Origin of the sequence: Streptococcus humanilactis, from assembly GCF_019448275.1 — a bacterium.
In the GTDB taxonomy this organism is placed as follows: Bacteria; Bacillota; Bacilli; order Lactobacillales; family Streptococcaceae; genus Streptococcus; species Streptococcus humanilactis.
In genome coordinates this window covers 68,061-89,677 of sequence record NZ_JAHXBZ010000005.1, presented here as the reverse complement: position 1 = coordinate 89,677, position 21,617 = coordinate 68,061, and the positions used below count along the sequence as shown (strand labels likewise).

Sequence of the window (21,617 nt, the reverse complement as noted above, 5' to 3'; positions counted from 1 at the left end):
TTTTAGGAGGTCATTGTTATGATACAATGGTGGCAAATTTTACTTCTCACTTTGTACTCAGCTTATCAAATCTGTGATGAGTTGACGATCGTTTCATCTGCAGGTTCCCCTGTATTTGCTGGTTTCATTACTGGTTTAATTATGGGAGATGTGACTACTGGTCTGCTTATCGGTGGTAACTTGCAACTGTTCGTTCTTGGGGTTGGTACCTTCGGTGGTGCTTCTCGTATCGACGCAACTTCTGGTGCGGTTCTTGCGACAGCCTTCTCTGTTTCACAAGGAATTGATACAGCACTTGCGATCACAACAATCGCTGTGCCAGTAGCAGCTCTCTTGACTTACTTCGACGTTCTTGGTCGTATGACTACTACCTTCTTTGCTCACCGTGTGGATGCGGCAATCGAACGCTTTGATTACAAAGGTATTGAACGTAACTACCTACTTGGTGCGATTCCTTGGGCTTTATCTCGTGCCCTTCCAGTCTTCTTCGCGCTTGCATTTGGTGGTGAATTTGTACAACACGTAGTAGACTTCGTTACAAAATACCAGTGGGTTGCAGATGGTTTGACACTTGCAGGACGTATGCTTCCAGGTCTTGGATTTGCAATCTTGCTTCGTTACCTTCCAGTTAAACGTAACCTTCACTACCTTGCAATGGGATTTGGTTTGACAGCTATGTTGACTGTTCTTTACTCATATGTAACAGGTCTTGGTGGCGCTGTTGCTGGTATCGTAGGTACTCTACCGAAAGATGTTGCTGAAAAAATTGGTTTCGTGAACAACTTCAAAGGTTTGTCTATGATTGGTATCTCTATCGTAGGTATCTTCCTTGCAGTGCTTCACTTCAAAAATAGCCAAAAAGTAGCTGTAGCAGAACCTTCTACACCATCAGAAAGTGGGGAAATCGAAGATGACGAATTCTAATTACAAACTTACAAAAGAAGATTTTAATCAAATCAACAAACGTAGCTTGTTTACTTTCCAATTGGGTTGGAACTACGAACGTATGCAAGCTTCTGGTTACCTTTACATGATCTTGCCTCAATTGCGTAAAATGTATGGGGATGGAACTCCTGAATTGAAAGAAATGATGAAAGTTCATACTCAATTCTTCAATACTTCACCATTCTTCCACACCATTATCGCTGGTTTTGACCTTGCCATGGAAGAAAAAGATGGTGTGGGTTCAAAAGACGCCGTTAATGGTATCAAGACAGGTTTGATGGGACCATTCGCTCCTCTTGGAGATACAATCTTTGGTTCACTTGTACCTGCGATCATGGGATCTATCGCAGCAACTATGGCTATCGGTGGTCAACCTTGGGGTATCTTCCTTTGGATTGCAGTTGCAGTAGCGTATGATATCTTCCGTTGGAAACAGTTGGAATTTGCCTACAAAGAAGGGGTTAACCTTATCAACAATATGCAAAGTACCTTGACAGCTTTGATTGACGCTGCATCTGTACTTGGTGTCTTCATGATGGGTGCTCTTGTAGCAACAATGATCAACTTTGAAATTTCTTACAAGTTGCCAATCGGTGAAAAGATGATTGATTTCCAAGACATCTTGAACCAAATCTTCCCACGTTTGCTTCCAGCAATCTTTACTGCCTTTATCTTCTGGTTGCTTGGTAAGAAAGGTATGACCTCTACTAAAGCTATCGGTATTATTATCGTACTTGCTTTGGCTCTTTCTGCCTTTGGTAAATTTGTACTTGGAATGGGCGCATAATTTATGACGAAATCATTAATTTTGGTGAGTCATGGTCGATTCTGTGAAGAACTTAAAGGTAGCACTGAAATGATCATGGGGCCACAAGATAATATTCATGCAGTGGCTCTTCTTCCAGAAGATGGCCCAGAAGAATTTACTGCAAAATTTGAAGCGGCTATTGAAGGATTGGATGATTTCCTAGTCTTTGCGGATCTTCTCGGTGGAACACCATGTAATGTGGTAAGCCGTTTGATCATGGAAGGTCGTGACATCGAACTTTACGCAGGGATGAATCTTCCAATGGTGATTGAATTTATCAATGCGAGCCTTACAGGCGCAGATGCGGACTACAAGAGCCGTGCTGCAGAAAGTATTGTGAAAGTCAATGACCTGTTAGCGGGCTTCGATGATGACGAAGATGAATAATACTCTTCGAAAATCAAATTCAAACAACGTCAACGTCGCCTTGCCGTACTCAAGTACAGCCTGCGGCTAGTTTCCTAGTTTACTCTTTGATTTTCATTGAGTATACGATGTGACAACGTGAAAATCGTTAGAGCATTTTATATAGAATATACATGGGAATGGGGCTTACTCCCATTCCCATATTTAATAGAAAAAGAGGAATTCAATGCTACATTATACAAAAGAAGACTTGATCGAATTGGGTGCAGAAATCACTACACGTGAAATCTACCAACAACCTGATGTCTGGAAAGAAGCTTTTGAATCTTATCAAGCAAAGCGTGAAGAAATTGTAGCCTTTCTACAAGGAATTGCTGATAAACATAGCTATATCAAGGTTATCTTGACAGGTGCTGGGACTTCTGCTTATGTGGGAGATACCTTGGTACCTTACTTTAAGGAAGTCTATGACGAACGCAAATGGAATTTCAATGCTATTGCGACCACAGATATTGTTGCTAATCCAGAAACCTATTTGAAAAAAGATGTGGCGACTGTCCTTGTATCTTTTGCTCGTAGTGGAAATTCACCTGAAAGTGTGGCAACTGTTGATTTGGCCAAGGCCTTGGTGGATGAGCTTTATCAAGTGACGATTACTTGTGCAGCGGACGGTGAGTTGGCTCTTCAAGCCCATGGTGATGACCGCAATCTTTTGCTTTTGCAACCAGCTGCTTCTAATGATGCTGGCTTTGCCATGACTTCTAGCTTTACATCTATGATGTTGACAGCTCTCTTGGTTTTTGATCCTACAGAATTTGCTGTGAAAGCTGAACGTTTTGAAGTTGTATCTAGTCTTGCCCGTAAAGTTCTAGACAATGCAGAAGATGTCAAAGAACTTGTTGACCTAGACTTTAACCGTGTTATCTACCTTGGTGCGGGTCCTTACTTTGGACTTGCTCATGAAGCTCAGCTCAAGATTTTGGAATTGACAGCTGGCCAAGTGGCGACTATGTATGAAAGTCCAGTCGGCTTCCGTCACGGTCCAAAATCACTGATCAACGAAGATACAGTTGTCTTGGTCTTTGGTACAACGACAAACTACACTCGTAAGTACGACTTGGACTTGGTTCGTGAAGTTGCTAGTGACCAGATTGCTCGCCGTGTTGTGCTTTTGAGTGATCAAGCCTTTGGTCTTGAAAATGTCAAAGAAGTGGTCCTTGGTTGTGGCGGTGTCTTGAACGATATTTACCGAGTATTCCCATACATCGTTTATGCCCAACTCTTTGCCCTATTGACTTCACTTAAAGTAGAAAATAAACCAGACACACCGTCTCCTACAGGAACCGTAAACCGTGTGGTACAAGGTGTTATCATCCACGAATATCAAAAATAAGGCAGTGTTTGTGAATTCTTGACAAGAGGATTTGTAAATCACCAGATAAACCATAGATTGTCAGTGGGCTTTCTATGGTTTGTTTGCTTGAGAGAAATAGTAAAAGGAGAACAGAATGAAAGCATACACAGAGCGTGTGTTTGGAAATGTTGAGGGCAAGGATGTCTTGGCCTATCGTTTTGAGACGGATGGTGGCTACCAGCTTGAGGTTATGACTTATGGTGCGACCATCTTGCGCTATGTCACACCTGACAAGGCTGGAAATTTTGCCAATGTTATCTTGGGATTTGATGACTTTGATAGCTATGTAGGCAATAGTCCCAAGCATGGAGCCAGCGTAGGTCCTGTGGCAGGCCGTATTGCAGGCGCGACATTTGAGCTTAATGGCAAGACTTATAATCTTGAAGTCAACAATGCTAGCAACTGTAACCACAGTGGTTCAACAGGTTGGGATTCGAGCTTGTTTGAATTGGTCGAGGTGAGAGACCATGGCTTGACTCTCTATACAGAGCGTACAGATGGAACAGGAGGATTTCCTGGGAATCTTAAGATTTGGATCAGTTATCACTTGGAAGAAACTGGTGCCTATGAAATCAGCTACAAGGTAACAACAGATCAGGATACGCTGGTCAATCCAACCAACCACAGCTATTTCAACTTGTCTGGTGATTTCACGCAGACGATTGACCGTCATGTCTTCCAACTAAACACAGAGGGCATTTACCCAATCGCTCCCGATGGTGTTCCTGCCAAAACTCCAGACGCCAATCGTGATGTGATTAAACACATCTACAATGGTGCCTTGTTGAAGGATATCTTTGCAGAAGAAGATGAGCAAATCCAGCTGGTGTCTGGTTTGGACCACCCATTTGCCCTTCCTGCAGGTCATGACAATGCTGGTTTCCTTTATGACCAAAACTCAGGTCGCTTCCTGCTTTTCAAGACAGAAGCTCCTTGCTTTGTAGTCTACACAGCGAACTTTGTGGATGAGAGTGTACTTGTGGCTGGTCAGCCAATGGTGCAGCACAATGGGATTGCCCTTGAAGCGCAAGCTTTACCAGATGCCATTCACAGTAACCTCAAAGACCAAGTCATTCTCAAAGCAGGTCAAACCTTCACTAGTGAGACACGTTATGAGCTTGTTGTGAAGTAAAGAATGAAGCTTCTACTTTTCGGAGGAAATAGCATTTGCCTCATGACATTGGTAGAAACGGGCAAAGAGTAGGGAAATATGATATAATTTAATATTGAAAATACCTATCCTATCTCAGGGATAAAAGGAGAAAAAGATGAAGAAAATTGTATTTGCTAGCGCCTTGGCTTTGACCTTGGCTGGAGCAGTTTTGACAACTGATGTTTTTGCTAATGACAGATTGGTGGCAACACAATCTATTAATGGTAAAAATGAAAATGTATTGACCTCAGAGGTGCTAAAACCTTCTAGTGGCAACGTTTTGGTTGGAATCAAGGGAGAATTTTTGACTCCAAATAAACAAGCTATTTTGGATGCAATCAATAAAATTCGTAAGGAAGCAGCTGATGAAGGTTTGGTAGATAAGTATGTCCCTATTAAATGGTCTACTGATCTTGAGAAAACTGCTTTTGTACGAGCTACTGAGGTGTCAGTAGCTTTAAAACCTGAGCGTCTTTCTACAAAAGAAATCTGGACTGCTTTTCCATCTAGTAATAGTATAAGGGGAGAAGCTTTAGATGTGAACTATGAAGGTTTTCTAAAAGCAATTGAAAACTGGCATGCTGAGAAGGCGAATTATGTAGCGAAAAAGAAGGGTGGAACCTCTAAAGAATTTACAGGTTATTATGAGGTTCTGATCAATTCTAAATTTACCTATGTGGGGCTCGCGGCCTTTAGAAATGCAGCTAGTTCTCAGAAAGTAGCAACGATTTCTCTAGCTTTAGGTGATGATGCTTCTTCAGAGGAATTGGCTGGTGGATATGGTTCTGCTATTCAGTATACAGAAGTGACTGCATCAAACCTTTCAACAGTTAAAAGTAAAGCTACGGTTGTAGAAAAACCGCTGAAAGATTTTAGAACATCTACATCTAGTCAGTCTGGTTGGGTGAAGTCTAATGGAAAATGGTATTTTTATGAGTCTGGTGATGTGAAGACAGGCTGGGTAAAAACAGGTGGTAAATGGTACTACTTGAATGATTTAGGTGTCATGCAGACTGGATTTGTAGAAGTTGATGGAGTATGGTATTTCCTTGATAGTTCTGGCGCGATGTTTACAGGCTGGGGAACAGATGGTAGCAGATGGTTCTATTTTGATGGTTCAGGAGCTATGAAGACAGGCTGGTATAAGGAAAATGGTACTTGGTATTATCTTGATCAATCAGGTGTCATGAAGACAGGTTGGTTTAAGGTAGGCAAGTACTGGTACTATGCATATGGTTCAGGAGCTTTGGCAGTCAGCACAACGACACCAGATGGTTATCGTGTAAATGGTAATGGTGAATGGGTAAACTAGGCTGAAGATAGTAAGTCATAGGTAAAGTATTCATCTTACTTAGCAAAAAGAATGACCGATAAGAAAGAGGTTGATGGCAAACATTGGCCTCTTTTTGTTAGAATAGAGGCTTCAAGTTGTCTGGCTTGACTTTCTTGATGGAAATTATATAATAGTTGTAATAAAAATGATTACAACTGAAAAAGAGGACTATTTATGACCTATGAATACAAGAGCCACATTTATTTAGCAGAGGTAGTTTTAAATGTAAAGGATTTGGCAAGTCAAACAGCCTTTTATCAGCAAATCATTGGTTTAGAAATCTTATCTCAGACTGAGACAGAGACGATTCTAGGACTTGATGGAAAGGCCTTGGTACACCTGATTCAAGCACAAGAGAGTGGACAAGTAAGGGAACATTATGGCCTTTACCATCTGGCCATTCTCTTGCCGACACGTAAGGCTTTGGCTGATGTTTTGAAACACCTGACAGACTTACAGATTCCTCTTGTCGGCGGTGCAGATCATGGTTACAGTGAGGCCCTTTACTTGGAGGACTTGGAGGGGAATGGTATTGAACTCTATCGAGATAAGCCAATTTCCACATGGGATATTCGAGAAGATGGACGCATTATCGGAGTGACGGAGGCTCTTGCTGCACAGGATATCTATGAGTTGGGGGAAAGAGTAGAGCCCTTTACTTTAGCCGAGGGTACGAGAATGGGGCATATTCATCTTTCTGTCAAGGATAGTCGAAAGTCCAGCCAGTTTTATCAAAAGGTGTTAGGGCTAGAGGATAAATTCAGTGTACCTAGTGCTAGTTGGATTGCAGCTGGAGACTACCATCATCATTTGGCTGTCAACGAATGGGGAGGAAAAGGCCTAGCTCCGCGTAAGCAAGGCTTGCCAGGCTTAGCCTATTATGTTATTGAAGTTGCAAGTAAAGAAGAACTATTAACGATTGCGCAGCGAGCACAAGAAGTTGATGTACCAATCAAGTGGCTGACATCTAGCCAGCTGGAAATCACAGACCCAGATGGAATAGTGACTCGTGTTCGCTTAGATAGATAAAACTAGGAATTTCTATCAAGTTATCAGCATGGCTAGTTTGCCTTTTGAAAAGCCTGTGGTAACAGAATTGCGTGAGACGGATGGGCGAGAATTTTGACAAAGGAGCTTATTAGAGATATAATGAAGAAAAATCGAGCAAGGAAAAAGAAATGACAAACTCAAAGTATATTACTCGTTTGAAACGTTCAGAGGGTCAGTTGCGTGGGATTCAAAAGATGATTGAAGAAGATCGTGACTGTGCTGATATTGTGACGCAACTGACAGCCGTGAAATCTAGTGTGGAGCGCGTGATTGAGATGATAATTACCGAAAACCTTACTGAATGTATCAATCAGCCGCTAGATGATCCTGAAGCTCAAAAGGAACGCCTAGAAAAGGCTATCCGATACTTGATTAAACGGAAATAAAGAGATGAGAGTTGCAAAGATCTCTGCTATTAGAATAGTTTAATGTGAATCAAGAGAGGCTGGAAACAGTCTTTAAAATAAAAGAACGCATACTATCAGGTGTTGAAAACCTTGATAGTATGCGTTTTATTGTGGGGAAATTTACTTCACTTTCTCCTGAAATTGAGTTTTTGCCCAACTCCTTTTGATTATTCTACTTGACCAGGCCAAGCATTCATGCCACCTTCTACATTGGTAACGGAGAGGCCTTGGGCGCTGAGAAATTGGCAGGCAGAGGCAGAACGCACTCCACCTTGACATATGACATGGTATTCATGGTCAGGTTTGAGTTCTTTGTATCCTTGTTCCAAGGTACTTAATGGAAGATTTTTGGCACCTGGTGCATGCCCTGCTTGGAATTCATGTACTTCACGGACATCGATAAGCTCTAGATTTTCATTTTGATATTTTTCATAAAAGTCAGCCATGCTGATATTAGTTTCCATATTCTACTCCTTCTGGCTTAGCCATTTTGTATAGTGAATAAGCGCCGTCAAGGTTTTGGACGGGAAATCCTGCTTGTTTGAGGATACGCTCTGCGATATAGCTGCGCAAACCACTGTGGCAGCTAACGATGTAGGCTTGGTTCTTGTCCAGTTCGTCCAAGCGTTCCCGTAGTTCGTTTAGGGGGATGTGGATGGTATCGACTTTAAGTCTACCATTTTGGAATTCGCCACTTGTCCGTACATCTAGGAATTTCTTACCTTTAGCCAGTTCGTCTTCGAGCTGATACCATTGAATATTGTCGCTGAGACCTTCGATAAGGTTCAAGGCTGCGTAGCCCAGCATATTGACGGGATCCTTGGCAGAGCCAAATGGTGGCGCATAGGTGAACTCCAATTCTGGCAAGTCAAAGACGGTGAGATTTCCCTTGATAGCAGTTGCTAGGATATCGATTCGCTTGTCAACACCTTTCTTCCCAACTCCTTGGGCACCGTAGATTTTTCCAGTGGTTGAGTCAAAGAGGAGCTTCAAGGTCATATCAGTAGCGCCTGGATAATAACCAGCGTGGTCTTTTCCACTGACATGAAGGGCCTTGTAAGGAAGTTGATTCATGCTAAGGATACGCTCGCTGAGACCAGTCGAAGCAGCTGTCATATCAAAGGCACGAACGATCGCAGTGCCGATACTGCCCTTGTTTGTACGTCCTAGTCCTGCGATGACGTCCGCCACTTGGCGTCCCTGACGATTGGCAGGAGAAGCGAGAGAGATGAGAGCGTCTTGGCCTGTAATCTCTTGATTGACGACGATGGCATCCCCAACTGCAAAAATATCTTTTTGACTGGTTTCATAATGTTCATCGACCAGGATTCCACCACGAAGTCCCAGTTCAATCCCCGCAACTTTGGCCAGTCCGTTTTCAGGTTCAACACCGACAGAAAGAATGGTGAGGTCAGAAGCAATCTTTTGACCATTTTCTAGAACGATGATATTTCCTTGGTCTTCAAATCGAACCGCAGACTGAGAAGTGATGACGCGAACGCTATTTTTGACCAATTCTGCTTGGACAAAGGCTGCCATTTCCTGATCTAATGGCGGCAAGACATGGGGTGCTTTCTCCACGATAGTAACTTGCAATCCACGTTTCGCTAGGTTTTCAGCCATTTCAAGTCCGATAAAGCCTGCACCGATAACGACAGCTTCTTTTGGATGATTGTCCAAGGCTGCCATAATTTCATCGAGATCGGGAACGTTGCGGAGCGTGTAGGCATTCTTAGCTTCTGCCAATCCTTCAATGGTAGGAACAAATGGTTTAGCTCCTGGGGAGAGGATTAACTTGTCATAGCTTTCAGTGAATTCCTGCCCATCGTGACGTACGGTCACAGTGTGTTCTTCTGGCGAAATCTGGATAACCTCGTGAAATGGTCGCACATCCAGATTAAAGCGTGCCTTGAGACTTTCAGGAGTTTGGACCAATAAGCTATCACGGTTTGCAATTTCTCCTGAAACATAGTAAGGAAGTCCGCAGTTTGCAAAGGAAACAAAGGGACCTTTCTCAAAAATAGTGATTTCAGCGTCTTCCATGAGACGTCTGAGACGGGTTGCTGCTGACATTCCGCCTGCAACTCCCCCGACAATGATAATTTTCATTGACTTTCTCCTTTATAAATTTAGATGACCTTACCTGTCCAAGCACTCATACCGCCTCGGACATTGATAACATCGTAGCCTTTTTTCTTAAGCTTTTTAGCAGCCATCTTACTACGCATACCAGAATGACAAATGACATAAAGTGTTTCTTTTGTCGCTGGTGTGTAGGAACCAATTTCGGTTAGAGGAACATTTTTGGCACTTTTGATATGTCCTCTACGAAATTCCATCGGCGTCCGAACATCCAGTAGCTGAATTGGTTCCTTGAGTTTAGATTCTAACTCGCTGGTAGAAATACTGTCAATTTTTGTAAATAAGTGAAACATAGGCATCTCCAAATATACCCTTATGGGGTATATTAAACCATGAAGTTAAGTTTTTGTCAAGCAAGTTGTTTTGACTTGGGATAGGGAATGGTTTCGATAGTTTAGAAAGCAGCCTATTCTTGACCTTTCAAAGCCTTTTTGATATGATGGGCTCAAAGTAAGTGTGAGGTATAAAGATGACCAGTGAATACCAGAAAATGATAGCGGGAGAGTTTTACCGTCCATCGGACCCAGAACTGAGAGCCTTGGCTCAGGCTTCTCGTCAGAAGCAGGCTGCCTTTAACAAGGAAGAAGATCCCTTGAAAGGGGCGGAGCTTATCAAGAATTGGTTTGGCTCAACTGGGAAAAATCTCTATGTCAATCCACGACTGGTAGTCGATTATGGAGTCAATATCCATCTAGGGGAGAATTTTTATTCTAATTGGAACTTGACCATGCTGGATGTTTGTCCGATTCGTATCGGGGACAATGCTATGATTGGTCCCAACTGTCAGTTTTTAACCCCACTCCATCCACTGGACCCGCAGGATCGTAATTCAGGTGTGGAATACGGCAAGCCTATTACCATCGGAGACAATTTCTGGGCTGGAGGTGGCGTCATTGTCCTTCCTGGAGTGACACTGGGAGATAACGTTGTTGCTGGAGCTGGGGCTGTGATCACCAAGTCATTTGGCGACAACGTTGTTCTAGCTGGTAATCCCGCGCGCGTGATTAAGGAGATACCTGTGAAAGAAAATTAAAAGAGGCTGGGACAAAAGTCCGACCTCAAATATAAAAAAGCGAACAAAACTAGTTTTCTGGTAATCAGAATTCTGCTTTGTTCGCTTTTCGCATTTAATTATAGATTAGAAGGGATTAATAATTAAGATTTTTAAAAATTAAAATCTTTTTGTTCCAAACTCTTCAGATTGAAGACAAACATTCCAAATGGTGTTTGTCTTTTTCTTTTTGTCAGGCTAATATTCCATCTTTTGATAGAATAACGGTCATTTGAACAAAATAAAAAGGCTTCCCCACCCTCATTTTTACTAGTTTTTTGATATTCAAACACGCCAAAGTAAACCCAACCTTATCTTCCATCTTGGACTTGCCTTTCTCTCTTGTATAACGGAGGTTGTGGTATTCTTTGGCTGTCCCACAGAGTCGCTCGATGGTTTCTTTACGCTTCTTATAAAGCTCCTTCATTCCTCTTTGGTGGCGAATCTCTTCACAAAATTCAAGATCATCTTTCCATACATGTCTCGTGATGACTTTTTGGTGATTTGGGCTTTGGGTACAAACGGATAATAGGGGACAAGAAGTACATACTTTGGGATTACTCTTATACTCACGATAACCTTTTCGAGTCGTCGTGCGATAGCTTAACACTTGGTTCTCTGGACAGAGGTAACAGTCATAGAAGGCATCATAAACAAAATCATTGGGTCTTAAGTTCCCTTTTACACCCTTTATACGACTTTACAAAAAGAAAAGCCCTTAGAAACTTGACTTCCAAGGACTTTGTCTTCAATCTGAAGCATCAGGATAGTCTGATGCTTTTTGTTATTCGTACTCACTATTGACCATATCCTTGCTTTGAAACATTAGAGCCGTTTTTTCTATATGTGAATATGTTTCATTAGTGCTGCTGAAAACATATTTTAAAATAATTCCGAATGATGCCAGAAAATTAACCATTAGTGTAACTATCAAATAAATCATTGTATTATCAGATATGATATTTCCTTTACCACAAATACGAGCTTTTATGACAATATATAGTAAAAGAATAGAACCTAAAAAATGTAATGTAACAACTCCAAGCATAAACCATATTGACAGTTTTCTGAAGAAAATTTTATTCTCTAACTCTTTTTTTATAGTATCTGTCAAATCTTTGTAATGGCGTGTTTGAGCCTCGTCCATAGTTTCAAATGTTTTTTGTTTGCTTAGAGTTTTTTTAAGTTTATTAAGTCTATTAAAATCGTTGTTAGAAAAATCTATTTTCTTAGATTGAAAGTTGTCTGGTAGTTTTTCTTTTAGATATCGCTTGAGTTTTTCATGGTTGTCAATAGTCACGATTAGATAACCCCTTCACGTTGTAAATTGGCAACCCTCACAGAAGCACATGGATATGATACATTAAATCTTATAGACAGCTCTTTTGCTAATTTAGTTTTGTCAACAATTTCTTCTGAGAATTTTTTAACTTCGTCAACGGGGATTAAGAATTCTCCTGCAAAAGTATTTGCATCTTCTTCCCTTAAATTTTCTTCTGGTGTATAGCTATGAATATCGTTTTTTCTAAATGAAACTTCAAAAATTCCATCTTCTAAACTAATTTGCTCGCCTGGTAACCATTGCCAATGTAAAATAAGGTGTCCTAGCTCGTGAGCTAAGGTAAAACGTTGTCTGCGAGTATTCTCCTCGGCATTAAGTACAATGACTGGCTTGTTGTTTTCGGCCATTAAATATCCGCTAACGTTTTGGCTATCGCCTTCCATGAAGGCATATTTAACTTGTACCCCAAATTTTTCAACTGCGCTTTCGAAATTTTCAAGAATCTCTTTTATTGATAATTCAGGAAATAATGCACGTAAGCCATTAACTATTGTTCTAATTTCATCAATTTTATACACCTTTCTCCCTCCTTACTAACTTCATTGTACCAGTACTCATAGTAAGTGTCAATGGATAATATAGAAAAAAACTTTCTCTAATTTTATTGTTTAAGACCAATATAAATGATTTGTAAGTTATCTTTAGAAATATAATTTCGGTACCTCCCTTTTGTAAAAAGTTATAAGAAATAATAGAAAGTATAAAAATAAAAACGTTTAAAATATCAACGTTTTGGGAAGTTTTAAGAAAGTTTATAAAGTATATATGGAACCGGTGGGAGTCGAACCCACGTCCAAACACATGCCAACACATTTGTCTACGACCATAGGCCATGTCTTCATTTAACTTAGCTTTGACACATGGCTCAAGCCCAAGCTAAGCGAGTCTATCAATCTCTTGTAAAATCCCTAGACTTGATTTTACAAGAGATTGCTCATAATAAGACCTGTCATCAGACACAATCAATCCGAATCAAGTCGCGTTGGTTGGTTTTTAAGCAGCTAAAGCGTAAGAATTGTTATTTTTTGCAGTTATATTTAACTGGCGTTTTACATCCGCTAGATGAGTCGCAAAATATGCCTCATAATGTCTGTCGAATCCGTAACGACCCCAAAATAATATACTATTATACAAAAAAATACTCTCATTGCAAAAATCAAGATAAAATTACTCAAAACATGCTAAAATTCCCTTGCTACAATGCATCAAGGGAATTTCAGACCGAAGACAAACATTCCAAATGGTGTTTGTCTTTTTCTTTTTGTCAGGCTAATATTCCATCTTTTGATGGAGCAAATTGTACTAGCTTATAATCTGAGATACTTTGAGATTAACTAGCACCACGAGTATTAACTGTATTTTAGTATTCTCAAATTGTTTCTAGTAGCCTTTTCAAAAGAATACTAAGCGAAACTAAATTTAAGGAAACTTTCAAAAAAGTTTTAATTTTGTTTCAGGAATCTTCTGTAGACTGTCTAGCTATATCATACGAAGGAGAGGAAAAAGGTATGAAATCAAAAAAATGGATCCTACTCGCAACGAGTCTAACAGCAATGGCGCTGATGGCAGCATGTGCCCAGTCAACAACTACATCCAATACCAATGCAACTACAAATAATGCAACAACAACTTCAACCAAAACAAACCAAACTTCCTATTTCACAGAGAAGGACTACGACACTTCTTATGATGAAAGCACAGCCTCTAAGATAGAGCTATCTGGCTCATCTGCAAACGTCTCTGGAGACGGTGTGACAGTTTCTGGTTCAAAGGTGACTATCTCAAAAGCAGGTACCTATGTCATTTCTGGTCAGTCTGACGGAGTGCAAATTAAAATTGCAGCTGATAAGTCTGATGATGTGAAACTTGTCCTAAAAGGCGTGACCATGACCAATACAGATGCGGCTATTTCGGCTACAAGCGCAGGTCATGTCTACCTCACTCTAGCAGAGGGAACCACCAACAGTCTCTCTGACTCAAGCTCTAACAGTGATGAAAAGGCAAATGCCTCTCTCTTTTCTAAGGTTGATTTGACCATCAATGGCTCAGGGATTCTCAATGTAGATGGCAAGAAAAGCAATGCTATCAAGGCTAACGACACCCTCCACATCACAGGTGGAACCTTTAACGTCACATCAGTTGGCGATGCCTTTAATGTCAATGATGAACTTAATGTCACTGGTGCGACCATGACTATCGATGCTAAGGAAGATGGTGTCAAAGTTGACAATGATGACGATATGACTGTCGGAAATATGTATTTGGCGAACAATACCATAACAGTCACAGCAGGCGAGGACAGCATTCACGCTTCTGGAAATCTAGTGATTGATAGTGGTACTTACACAGTCAAGAATGCGACTGAAGGAATTGAAGGGAAATCCATTACGATCAATGGTGGTGATATCAATGTCTACTCGACAGATGATGGTGTGAATGCAGCTAATAAAAATGCCCAGCAAAGTGATATTTACTTTACCATGACAGGTGGCAATCTAACTGTTGAAGTCGGTCAAGGGGACACAGATCCAATTGACTCAAACGGGAATATCATGGTTACCGGTGGAACCATTAAATTGATAGGACAATCAGGCTTTGACTTTGATGGAACAGCAACTTACACAGGTGGGGATATCTACATCAACGGCGAAAAACAAATAGATATTGTCAATTCTATGCCTGGAGGCGGAGGTCTGAATGGAGGTCCTGGAGGTCCAGCCCCTGGTGGACAAGGATAAACAAAAAAGGATAGCATTCAATTAGAATGGCTATCTTTTTATATGGGTGATAAATTGATATGTTACGAGGGATTTTATAATCGTAGCTTTCAAAGGCTAAATTGTTCAGTCATCCGTTTTTGTTTACTTAAATTTCTTGAATTTTAAGAAGGTATTGAGTAGTTTTCCCTTAAATGTTTTGTTTTGGTAGGCGATTGTGAGGGAATTGAAAAATTCAACTGCTAGGTGTTCTTGGTGACCGAGCTCCATCTAGCTTGGGGTTGCTTCTGGGGAAAAGACGCCTAATTTGATGCGGAGTCCACCTTTTTTCATCTTGAACTGATGCATACCATACATCTTGATATCAAGGCTTGTATCGGACATGAGAGTAGCAGTATCACCTGCCATAGAAATTTTTGTATCGGCATACGGAACGCCTGTTTTTTCAGTATCTAGACTGATAAAGATTTTTTGATAAGTTGGTTGACCGTACTCTCCAATCAACTCCTCACTTCCTGTCTACCGTGAACTCCAGCAAATACAAAATGTTCAGGGTGAATTTTAAAAGGAAGTGCTTGGTCACCCATTTTATTTAGTCCTTGGTTGAAGGCGAAGAAATCTCTCAAAGTAAATCCATCCACGTAAGCAGCTTGTAGGTTACGTCCCTTAACCGAATTCTTAGAAATGCCATGCCGCATTTGGTATGATTCTGCTAGACGGTCAGCGTAGAGTTCGAGGATTTTTTGACTTCCAAGGGCTAATTTGGTTTCAATTAGGTCTTGAAAATTTCTTAGTCTGTTTCATATAAAAATGAGTAAAATGAATTCCCATTACCAAGGTCATTAGAGTTGCGATAGCAATGACGATGGTTGGATTAGCCGAGAAAAGTAGAGGGAAAATAGGCCTTTAAAAAGTGGACAGAAAAGACCATTTCGGAGTATAGAGAGGAAGTTCAAAAACATTTTTAGAAATAAGACATGTGCATTATAAACATCAGATACGAATCTGGTGCTTTATTTTTTAAAGAATTTCAACTTTTTTCTTGACAAGTGAGTAAACACTCACTATAATAGGTCTATATTCAGTAAGTGAGTAAACACTCACCTAGGAGGAAGCATATGAAAAAATTGCTACATTTACAAGATTTGGATAAGTCTTTTTGTCGTCAAATGGTTTTGAATCATGTCAGCTTTGAATTGCAGCCGGGAGAAATTATAGGCTTAATAGGTCCGTCTGGTGCTGGTAAATCGACTATGATTAAGACTATGTTAGGGATGGAAAAAGCTGACGGAGGGGTTGCTTTGGTATTGGATCATACTATGCCCAATCGTCATATTTTAGGAGATATTGGTTATATGGCCCAGTCAGATGCCTTATATGAGGCTTTGTCAGGTCAAGAAAATCTGGAATTTTTTGGTCAGCTAAAAGGGCTATCCAAAAGAGATCTGACAGCTGAAATTGCCCATGTGGCTCAAGTTGTGGATCTGACAGAGCATTTGAATAAAACGGTATCCGGTTATTCTGGAGGAATGAAGCGACGCTTGTCTTTAGCCATCGCGCTTCTGGGGAATCCTCAGCTCTTGATTTTGGACGAACCGACAGTTGGAATCGACCCTTCTCTTCGGAAGAAAATCTGGAAAGAATTATTCGCGCTTAGAGACAATGGGGTTGGGATATTAGTTACTACCCATGTTATGGATGAAGCAGAGTTAACGGATAAGGTCGGCTTATTATTAGGTGGAAAAATCATTGCTTTTGATACACCGCAACACTTAAAAGAAAGTTATCAAGTTTCAAGTATTGAAGAAGTATTTTTGAAAGCAGAAGGAGAGTAAGATGAGAACCATTGCTATTGCTAAAAAAGTTATCAAAGAATTGCTTCGTGACAAACGAACCTTGGCTATGATGTTTGTAGCGCCGGTATTTATTATGTGGCTGATGAACCTCATGTTTTCAGCTAGTACAACCGTGAATGTCAAGTTAGCGACACAAGATCTACCAACTGGTTTGATAACGAAAATGGATGAGCTTGATCATGTGGACATCGAGACTTATCAAGACTTAGATCAGGCCAAAGAAGCGCTAGCAAATGAAAAAGTCGATGCTGTGATTTCTTATAAAGACGGTGAGTATCAGGTCGACTACGCAAATACAGATGCCTCCAAGACATCTATGATACGACAAGTGTTACGAACAAGTATCGCCAGTGAAGGCACCGATCAGTTACTATCTCGTATCAAACAAGCTCTTCCACAATTGAAATTAGATGCAAAGGCGCCTGAAATCAAAGAATCTTACCAATATGGAGATAAAAATACTGGATTCTTTGCACGTATGATTCCAATTTTAATTGGCTTTGTGGTCTTCTTCTTTGTCTTTTTGATTTCTGGTATGGCACTTTTGAAAGAGCGCACAAGTGGAACCTTGGATCGCTTGTTAGCAACCCCAGTGAAACGTTCTGAAATTGTCTATGGCTATATGTTGTCTTACGGTATTATTGCGATTTTTCAAACGGCAGTTGTCGTCTTAGCAGCAATTTGGCTACTAGATGTAGAAGTTGTAGGAAATATTTTAAATGTTATAATAGTTAATGTGGTACTGGCTCTTGTAGCACTAGCTTTTGGAATTCTCTTGTCTACTCTAGCAAAATCAGAATTCCAAATGATGCAATTTATTCCTCTCGTGATTATGCCTCAACTCTTTTTCTCAGGGATTATTCCATTGTCATCCATGGGAGCATGGGCTCCAACTGTGGGGAAATTTTTGCCATTAACCTATTCTGGTGATGCAATAAGCCAGATTATTCTTTACGGACACAATCTTGGTGATATTTTGCCAAATCTTGGTGTTTTAATGATTTTCTTGATCATTTTAACAATTCTCAATATTGTTGGATTGCGTCGTTATCGTAAAGTTTAGAAATCAACATAAATAATGCTAAAAAGGTGTGAAGATTAGATGGATAAGACTGTTTTTGAATCGTTTGAAGATTACTTAGAAGAAGCGAATTACCCTCACGGAAAGAAAAAAATCATGCAGGCAGCAGTGGATCTCATATCAACTAGGAGTTACCATGGGACCTCAACTCTTCACATAGCTGAGCGTGCTGGACTAAGCCAGGCAACTTTGTTTAAGTATTTTAAGACGAAGGATGATCTACTGACGGCTATTTTACATCCTGTAGTCCCAGGCATTTTCGGTAGTTTTGTTGAGGAACTCTTAGCTTTTGAAACGACAGAAGAGAGGGTTCGTTATCTTGTCCACGATCGTATGAGCTATCTCAAAAAAAATCGTGCTTTGATGAAAATCATTCTGCAGGAGAGTTTTTCAAATAAGAAACTAAAAAATGAACAGATTTTTATCTGGAATGCTATTCAAGATAAACTTCGAGTGCTTCATAAAGAATTGCTAGCAGATCCACGTGTAAATCCAGAGTTAACGATTCCTCAAATGGTTCGTATTTGTGTTGGTCCATTGTTGGCTTACTTCGCTCAACTTTATATCGTTAGCGACAACGGAGAAATAAAGGAAGAGGACCTAGACTTATTAGAAAAACAGATTTTAGGTGGTTTGTGGAAATAAGGGAGTTCTAGAAGAGCTAAGATTTATTTACTTGACTTTCAAACAAGCTAAAAAAGACATGTTCTGCTTATTTCAGATTCATGTCTTTTTTTCAGATTCATGTCTTTTTTGTTGTTGGATTTTGTATTCTTCATAAGTCCTCAATCGCTTTGCCAAAACAGAAACCGACTTCTCCAGCGGTGCAACGATTTCTCAAGTGTATGGAAGAGGAGATTTCTGGCTTGCTAAAGAGAATTCCTTGACACTCGGTCAGCTTTTGATACAATAGTACAAAATTAGAGGAGGTGGGTTATGATTCAGAAACATGCGATTCCTATTTTAGAGTTTGATGATAATCCTCAGGCGGTTATCATGCCTGATCATGAGGGGCTGGATTTGCACTTGCCCAAGAAGTGTGTCTATGCTTTTTTAGGTGAGGAGATTGACCGCTATGCGAGGGAAGTAGGAGCGGACTGTGTCGGCGAATTCGTTTCTGCCACCAAGACCTATCCAGTCTATGTCGTGAACTACAAGGGCAAGGAGATCTGTCTGGCTCAGGCACCTGTTGGCTCCGCTCCAGCAGCCCAGTTTATGGATTGGTTGATTGGCTATGGTGTGGAGCAGATTATTTCCACCGGTACCTGTGGTGTGCTAGCTGATATAGAAGAAAATACCTTTCTAGTCCCTGTTCGCGCTCTGCGAGATGAAGGAGCTAGTTATCACTATGTGGCACCTTCTCGTTATATGGAAATTCAGCCAGAGGCTATTGCTGCTATTGAGCGAGTGTTGGAAGCCAGAGGGATTCCCTATGAAGAAGTCATGACCTGGACGACAGACGGTTTTTACCGAGAAACGGCTGAAAAGGTGGCTTATCGCAAGGAAGAAGGTTGTGTTGTTGTGGAGATGGAGTGTTCAGCACTTGCGGCAGTAGCCCAGCTGCGTGGGGTTCTCTGGGGAGAGTTGCTGTTCACAGCTGATTCCTTAGCAGACTTGGACCAGTACGATAGTCGTGACTGGGGTTTAGAAGCTTTCGAGAAGGCCTTGGAACTCTGTCTTGAGATAGCCTCTCAGTTCTAGCTACTCACCTACTTTTTATGGTACAATGGATGTATGTTATTCAAATTATTTGTGAAAAAAATTGAAAGAGCCTTGGGCGGACTTTCGCCAGCTCGTCGGATTTTTCTGAGTTTCGCTGGAGTTATCTTTATAGGTTCTCTTCTTTTGAGTTTGCCTTTTGTTCAGGCAAGTGGTTCGCAGGCTACTTATTTTGACCATCTTTTTACGACGGTGTCCATGGTCTGTGTGACTGGCCTTTTTACGCAACCAGTGGCTACTACCTATAATGTCTGGGGTCAGCTGATTTGTATGCTCTTGATCCAGATTGGTGGTCTGGGACTCATGACCTTTATCGGAGTCTTTTATATTCAGGGGAAGCAAAAGCTCAGTCTTCGCAGTCGTGAAACCATTCAGGAGAGCTTTAGTTACGGGGAGACTCGGTCACTGAAGGCCTTTATGCGCTCCATCTTTTTGACGACTTTTCTGGTGGAGGGCTTGGGTGCCTTTCTACTAAGTTTCCGTTTTATTCCTGAGTTTGGCTGGGGACGGGGCATTTTTACCTCCATCTTTTTAGCCATTTCAGCCTTTTGTAATGCTGGTTTTGATAATTTCGGCAGTAGTAGTTTAGTGAATTATCAGACAGATCCCTTGATCAATCTGGTCATTGCTGGCTTGATTATCACAGGTGGTCTTGGCTTTATGGTCTGGTTTGACTTGGCAACCCAGTTTGACAAGAAGAAAAAACGTCGTCTGCGTTTCCACACCAAGTTGGTCCTCTTCTTGACTGCAGGAATTTTGCTGTTTGGGACAGTATCCACACTCTTTACGGAGTGGCACAATCCAGGGACTATTGGCAATCTCAGTATCCCAGAGAAAGTGTTGGTTAGCTTTTTCCAAACCGTCAGCATGAGAACAGCTGGCTTTGCTTCTATTGACTACACTCAAGCTCGGCCTGTGACCTTGTTTATCTATATCCTGCAGATGTTTCTTGGAGGGGCGCCTGGAGGAACGGCTGGGGGGCTCAAGATTACGACTTTCTTTGTCTTATTGGTCTTTGCGCGTAGTGAATTGCTGGGCTTACCTCATGCCAATGTTGCGCAGAGAACCATTGAGGCTCGCACAGTCCAAAAATCCTTTAGTGTCTTCATTATCTTTTTGATGACCTTCCTGTTGGGCTTGGTGTTGCTGGGAATTACAGCAGAAGGAACACCGCGCTTTATCTACCTCATGTTTGAGACCATTTCAGCCCTTGCGACAGTTGGGGTAACGGCAAATCTGACACCAGAATTGGGCAAGTTAGCCCTCAGTATTGTCATGGTGCTCATGTTTATTGGCCGTATCGGTCCCTTGACCTTGTTGGTTAGTTTAGCGGATTACCAGCCTGATAAGAAAGATTTGATTCAGTATATGAAAGCAGATATTAGTATTGGATAAGAAAGGAAGAACTATGTCAGATCGTACGATTGGAATTTTAGGTTTGGGGATTTTCGGAAGTAGTGTCCTGACGGCCCTAGCCAAGCAAGATATGAATATCATTGCCATCGATGACCACGCCGAGCACATCAATCAATTTGAGCCAGTTTTGGCGCGTGGTGTAGTTGGAGATATTACAGATGAGGAACTCCTCAGAACTGCAGGTATTGATACCTGTGATACGGTTGTAGTGGCAACAGGGGAAAATCTGGAGTCAAGTGTGCTTGCAGTTATGCACTGTAAGAGTTTGGGGGTACCAAGGGTTATTGCCAAGGTCAAAAGCCAGACAGCTAAGAAGGTGCTGGAAAAAATCGGTGCTGACTCGGTGATTTCACCTGAGTATGAAATGGGACAGTCCCTAGCGCAGACCATTCTCTTTCATAACAATGTTGATGTCTTTCAGTTGGATAAAAATGTCTCTATCGTGGAGATGAAAATTCCGAGTGTTTGGGCAGGTCAAAGCCTGAGCCAGCTAGATCTACGTGGCAAATACAACCTCAATGTTCTAGGATTCCGTGAACAAGAAAATTCACCGCTAGATGTCCAGTTTGGACCTAATGACCTCTTGAAGGCAGATGCCTATATTTTAGCAGTCATTAACAACCAGTATCTAGATGACTTGGCAGAATTAAATTCGTAAGGAGGGGATTTCCCTCTTTTTTGATGTCCAAGATAGCAAATAGACAGAAACCTGTATCCCAAATGAGACCAGAACCCCTTGTATTCCAGTAAAAGTCCTTCAAAAACGGGACTTTATGATAGAATAGAAAGAAATGATAAGAGAGAGTAATACTCTTCG

23 protein-coding genes, 1 other RNA gene and 1 pseudogene are annotated in these 21,617 nt (G+C 41.1%); 16 read left to right on the top strand and 9 right to left on the bottom strand.

Annotation, left to right across the window (positions count from 1 at the left end; all coding sequences use genetic code 11):
• The first annotated feature begins 18 nt into the window (after positions 1 to 18).
• The 8 genes from KV696_RS07705 (at position 19) to KV696_RS07670 (ending at position 7,455) form a co-directional block, all read left to right on the top strand.
• Positions 19 to 924 (top strand): PTS mannose/fructose/sorbose/N-acetylgalactosamine transporter subunit IIC, encoded by a 906-nt coding sequence (locus tag KV696_RS07705; RefSeq protein WP_023944066.1) that lies wholly within the window; start codon positions 19 to 21, stop codon positions 922 to 924.
• Positions 911 to 1,732, top strand: a complete 822-nt coding sequence (locus KV696_RS07700; protein WP_219967294.1) for a PTS system mannose/fructose/sorbose family transporter subunit IID — start codon at positions 911 to 913, stop codon at positions 1,730 to 1,732. Before KV696_RS07705 ends, KV696_RS07700 begins: the two co-directional genes overlap by 14 nt.
• A gap of 3 nt (positions 1,733 to 1,735) precedes the next feature.
• Positions 1,736 to 2,140: a PTS sugar transporter subunit IIA gene (locus KV696_RS07695; protein WP_044020044.1), complete on the top strand. Its 405-nt coding sequence runs from the start codon at positions 1,736 to 1,738 to the stop codon at positions 2,138 to 2,140.
• Positions 2,141 to 2,345: 205 nt separating this feature from the next.
• Positions 2,346 to 3,512 carry an SIS domain-containing protein gene (locus KV696_RS07690; RefSeq protein WP_219967293.1) on the top strand — a complete coding sequence of 389 codons (1,167 nt, stop codon included), beginning with the start codon at positions 2,346 to 2,348 and terminating at the stop codon, positions 3,510 to 3,512.
• Between the two features lie 115 nt (positions 3,513 to 3,627).
• Positions 3,628 to 4,665, top strand: a complete 1,038-nt coding sequence (locus KV696_RS07685) for an aldose epimerase family protein (RefSeq protein ID WP_219967292.1) — start codon at positions 3,628 to 3,630, stop codon at positions 4,663 to 4,665.
• 136 nt (positions 4,666 to 4,801) lie between these two features.
• Positions 4,802 to 5,998 (top strand): CAP domain-containing protein, encoded by a 1,197-nt coding sequence (locus KV696_RS07680; RefSeq protein ID WP_219967291.1) that lies wholly within the window; start codon positions 4,802 to 4,804, stop codon positions 5,996 to 5,998.
• Positions 5,999 to 6,193: 195 nt separating this feature from the next.
• Positions 6,194 to 7,048, top strand: coding sequence for a VOC family protein (locus tag KV696_RS07675; RefSeq protein WP_219967290.1), 855 nt, complete (start codon positions 6,194 to 6,196; stop codon positions 7,046 to 7,048).
• A 149-nt stretch (positions 7,049 to 7,197) separates the two neighbouring features.
• Positions 7,198 to 7,455 (top strand): metal-sensitive transcriptional regulator, encoded by a 258-nt coding sequence (locus KV696_RS07670; RefSeq protein WP_000185159.1) that lies wholly within the window; start codon positions 7,198 to 7,200, stop codon positions 7,453 to 7,455.
• 188 nt (positions 7,456 to 7,643) lie between these two features.
• On the opposite strand, the gene KV696_RS07665 is transcribed toward KV696_RS07670, so the two are convergent.
• Genes KV696_RS07665 through KV696_RS07655 form a run of 3 tightly spaced genes read right to left on the bottom strand, consistent with a single transcriptional unit; the run spans position 7,644 to position 9,911 of the window.
• On the bottom strand, positions 7,644 to 7,940 hold the full coding sequence (locus KV696_RS07665) for a rhodanese-like domain-containing protein (protein WP_219967289.1): 297 nt from the start codon (positions 7,938 to 7,940) through the stop codon (positions 7,644 to 7,646).
• The gene (locus KV696_RS07660; RefSeq protein WP_219967288.1) at positions 7,930 to 9,585 is read right to left on the bottom strand and encodes an FAD-dependent oxidoreductase; all 1,656 of its coding nucleotides are present in this window, start codon (positions 9,583 to 9,585) and stop codon (positions 7,930 to 7,932) included. Before KV696_RS07660 ends, KV696_RS07665 begins: the two co-directional genes overlap by 11 nt.
• 20 nt (positions 9,586 to 9,605) lie before the next feature.
• Positions 9,606 to 9,911, bottom strand: a complete 306-nt coding sequence (locus KV696_RS07655; protein WP_219967287.1) for a rhodanese-like domain-containing protein — start codon at positions 9,909 to 9,911, stop codon at positions 9,606 to 9,608.
• Positions 9,912 to 10,087: 176 nt separating this feature from the next.
• Between KV696_RS07655 and KV696_RS07650 the strand changes: the two genes are divergently transcribed.
• Positions 10,088 to 10,651 (top strand): sugar O-acetyltransferase, encoded by a 564-nt coding sequence (locus KV696_RS07650; RefSeq protein ID WP_219967286.1) that lies wholly within the window; start codon positions 10,088 to 10,090, stop codon positions 10,649 to 10,651.
• Positions 10,652 to 10,789: 138 nt separating this feature from the next.
• On the opposite strand, the pseudogene KV696_RS07645 reads toward KV696_RS07650, so the two are convergent.
• The 4 genes and pseudogenes from KV696_RS07645 to ssrA all read right to left on the bottom strand — a co-directional run.
• Positions 10,790 to 11,369, bottom strand: a pseudogene (locus tag KV696_RS07645) (transposase); the annotation flags it as partial.
• Positions 11,370 to 11,453: 84 nt separating this feature from the next.
• Complete coding sequence (locus KV696_RS07640; RefSeq protein ID WP_124788077.1) at positions 11,454 to 11,969, bottom strand: hypothetical protein; 516 nt, start codon at positions 11,967 to 11,969, stop codon at positions 11,454 to 11,456.
• Positions 11,970 to 11,971: 2 nt separating this feature from the next.
• Positions 11,972 to 12,529 (bottom strand): ImmA/IrrE family metallo-endopeptidase, encoded by a 558-nt coding sequence (locus tag KV696_RS07635; RefSeq protein WP_124788078.1) that lies wholly within the window; start codon positions 12,527 to 12,529, stop codon positions 11,972 to 11,974.
• Between the two features lie 245 nt (positions 12,530 to 12,774).
• Positions 12,775 to 13,123, bottom strand: a transfer-messenger RNA (tmRNA) gene (ssrA, locus tag KV696_RS07630).
• 396 nt (positions 13,124 to 13,519) lie between these two features.
• On the opposite strand from ssrA, the gene KV696_RS07625 reads away from it, so the two are divergent.
• A complete protein-coding gene (locus KV696_RS07625) occupies positions 13,520 to 14,749 on the top strand; it encodes a carbohydrate-binding domain-containing protein (RefSeq protein WP_219967285.1) in 1,230 nt (409 codons plus the stop codon).
• 249 nt (positions 14,750 to 14,998) lie between these two features.
• On the opposite strand, the gene KV696_RS07620 is transcribed toward KV696_RS07625, so the two are convergent.
• Positions 14,999 to 15,232 carry a hypothetical protein gene (locus KV696_RS07620; RefSeq protein WP_000578912.1) on the bottom strand — a complete coding sequence of 78 codons (234 nt, stop codon included), beginning with the start codon at positions 15,230 to 15,232 and terminating at the stop codon, positions 14,999 to 15,001.
• Positions 15,229 to 15,426, bottom strand: a complete 198-nt coding sequence (locus KV696_RS07615) for a hypothetical protein (protein ID WP_219967284.1) — start codon at positions 15,424 to 15,426, stop codon at positions 15,229 to 15,231. The genes KV696_RS07620 and KV696_RS07615 overlap by 4 nt, the downstream gene beginning before the upstream one ends.
• Positions 15,427 to 15,846: 420 nt before the next feature.
• On the opposite strand from KV696_RS07615, the gene KV696_RS07610 reads away from it, so the two are divergent.
• The 6 genes from KV696_RS07610 (at position 15,847) to KV696_RS07585 (ending at position 21,458) form a co-directional block, all read left to right on the top strand.
• Positions 15,847 to 16,563 (top strand): ABC transporter ATP-binding protein, encoded by a 717-nt coding sequence (locus KV696_RS07610; RefSeq protein ID WP_000734674.1) that lies wholly within the window; start codon positions 15,847 to 15,849, stop codon positions 16,561 to 16,563.
• A 1-nt stretch (position 16,564) separates the two neighbouring features.
• Positions 16,565 to 17,647 carry an ABC transporter permease gene (locus KV696_RS07605; protein ID WP_001259054.1) on the top strand — a complete coding sequence of 361 codons (1,083 nt, stop codon included), beginning with the start codon at positions 16,565 to 16,567 and terminating at the stop codon, positions 17,645 to 17,647.
• A gap of 39 nt (positions 17,648 to 17,686) precedes the next feature.
• Positions 17,687 to 18,310 (top strand): TetR/AcrR family transcriptional regulator, encoded by a 624-nt coding sequence (locus KV696_RS07600; RefSeq protein WP_000361921.1) that lies wholly within the window; start codon positions 17,687 to 17,689, stop codon positions 18,308 to 18,310.
• A gap of 291 nt (positions 18,311 to 18,601) precedes the next feature.
• On the top strand, positions 18,602 to 19,366 hold the full coding sequence (locus KV696_RS07595; protein WP_219967283.1) for a nucleoside phosphorylase: 765 nt from the start codon (positions 18,602 to 18,604) through the stop codon (positions 19,364 to 19,366).
• Positions 19,367 to 19,399: 33 nt separating this feature from the next.
• On the top strand, positions 19,400 to 20,779 hold the full coding sequence (locus KV696_RS07590; protein ID WP_219967282.1) for a TrkH family potassium uptake protein: 1,380 nt from the start codon (positions 19,400 to 19,402) through the stop codon (positions 20,777 to 20,779).
• A gap of 13 nt (positions 20,780 to 20,792) precedes the next feature.
• Positions 20,793 to 21,458, top strand: coding sequence for a potassium channel family protein (locus KV696_RS07585; protein ID WP_001283905.1), 666 nt, complete (start codon positions 20,793 to 20,795; stop codon positions 21,456 to 21,458).
• Positions 21,459 to 21,617: the final 159 nt, after the last annotated feature.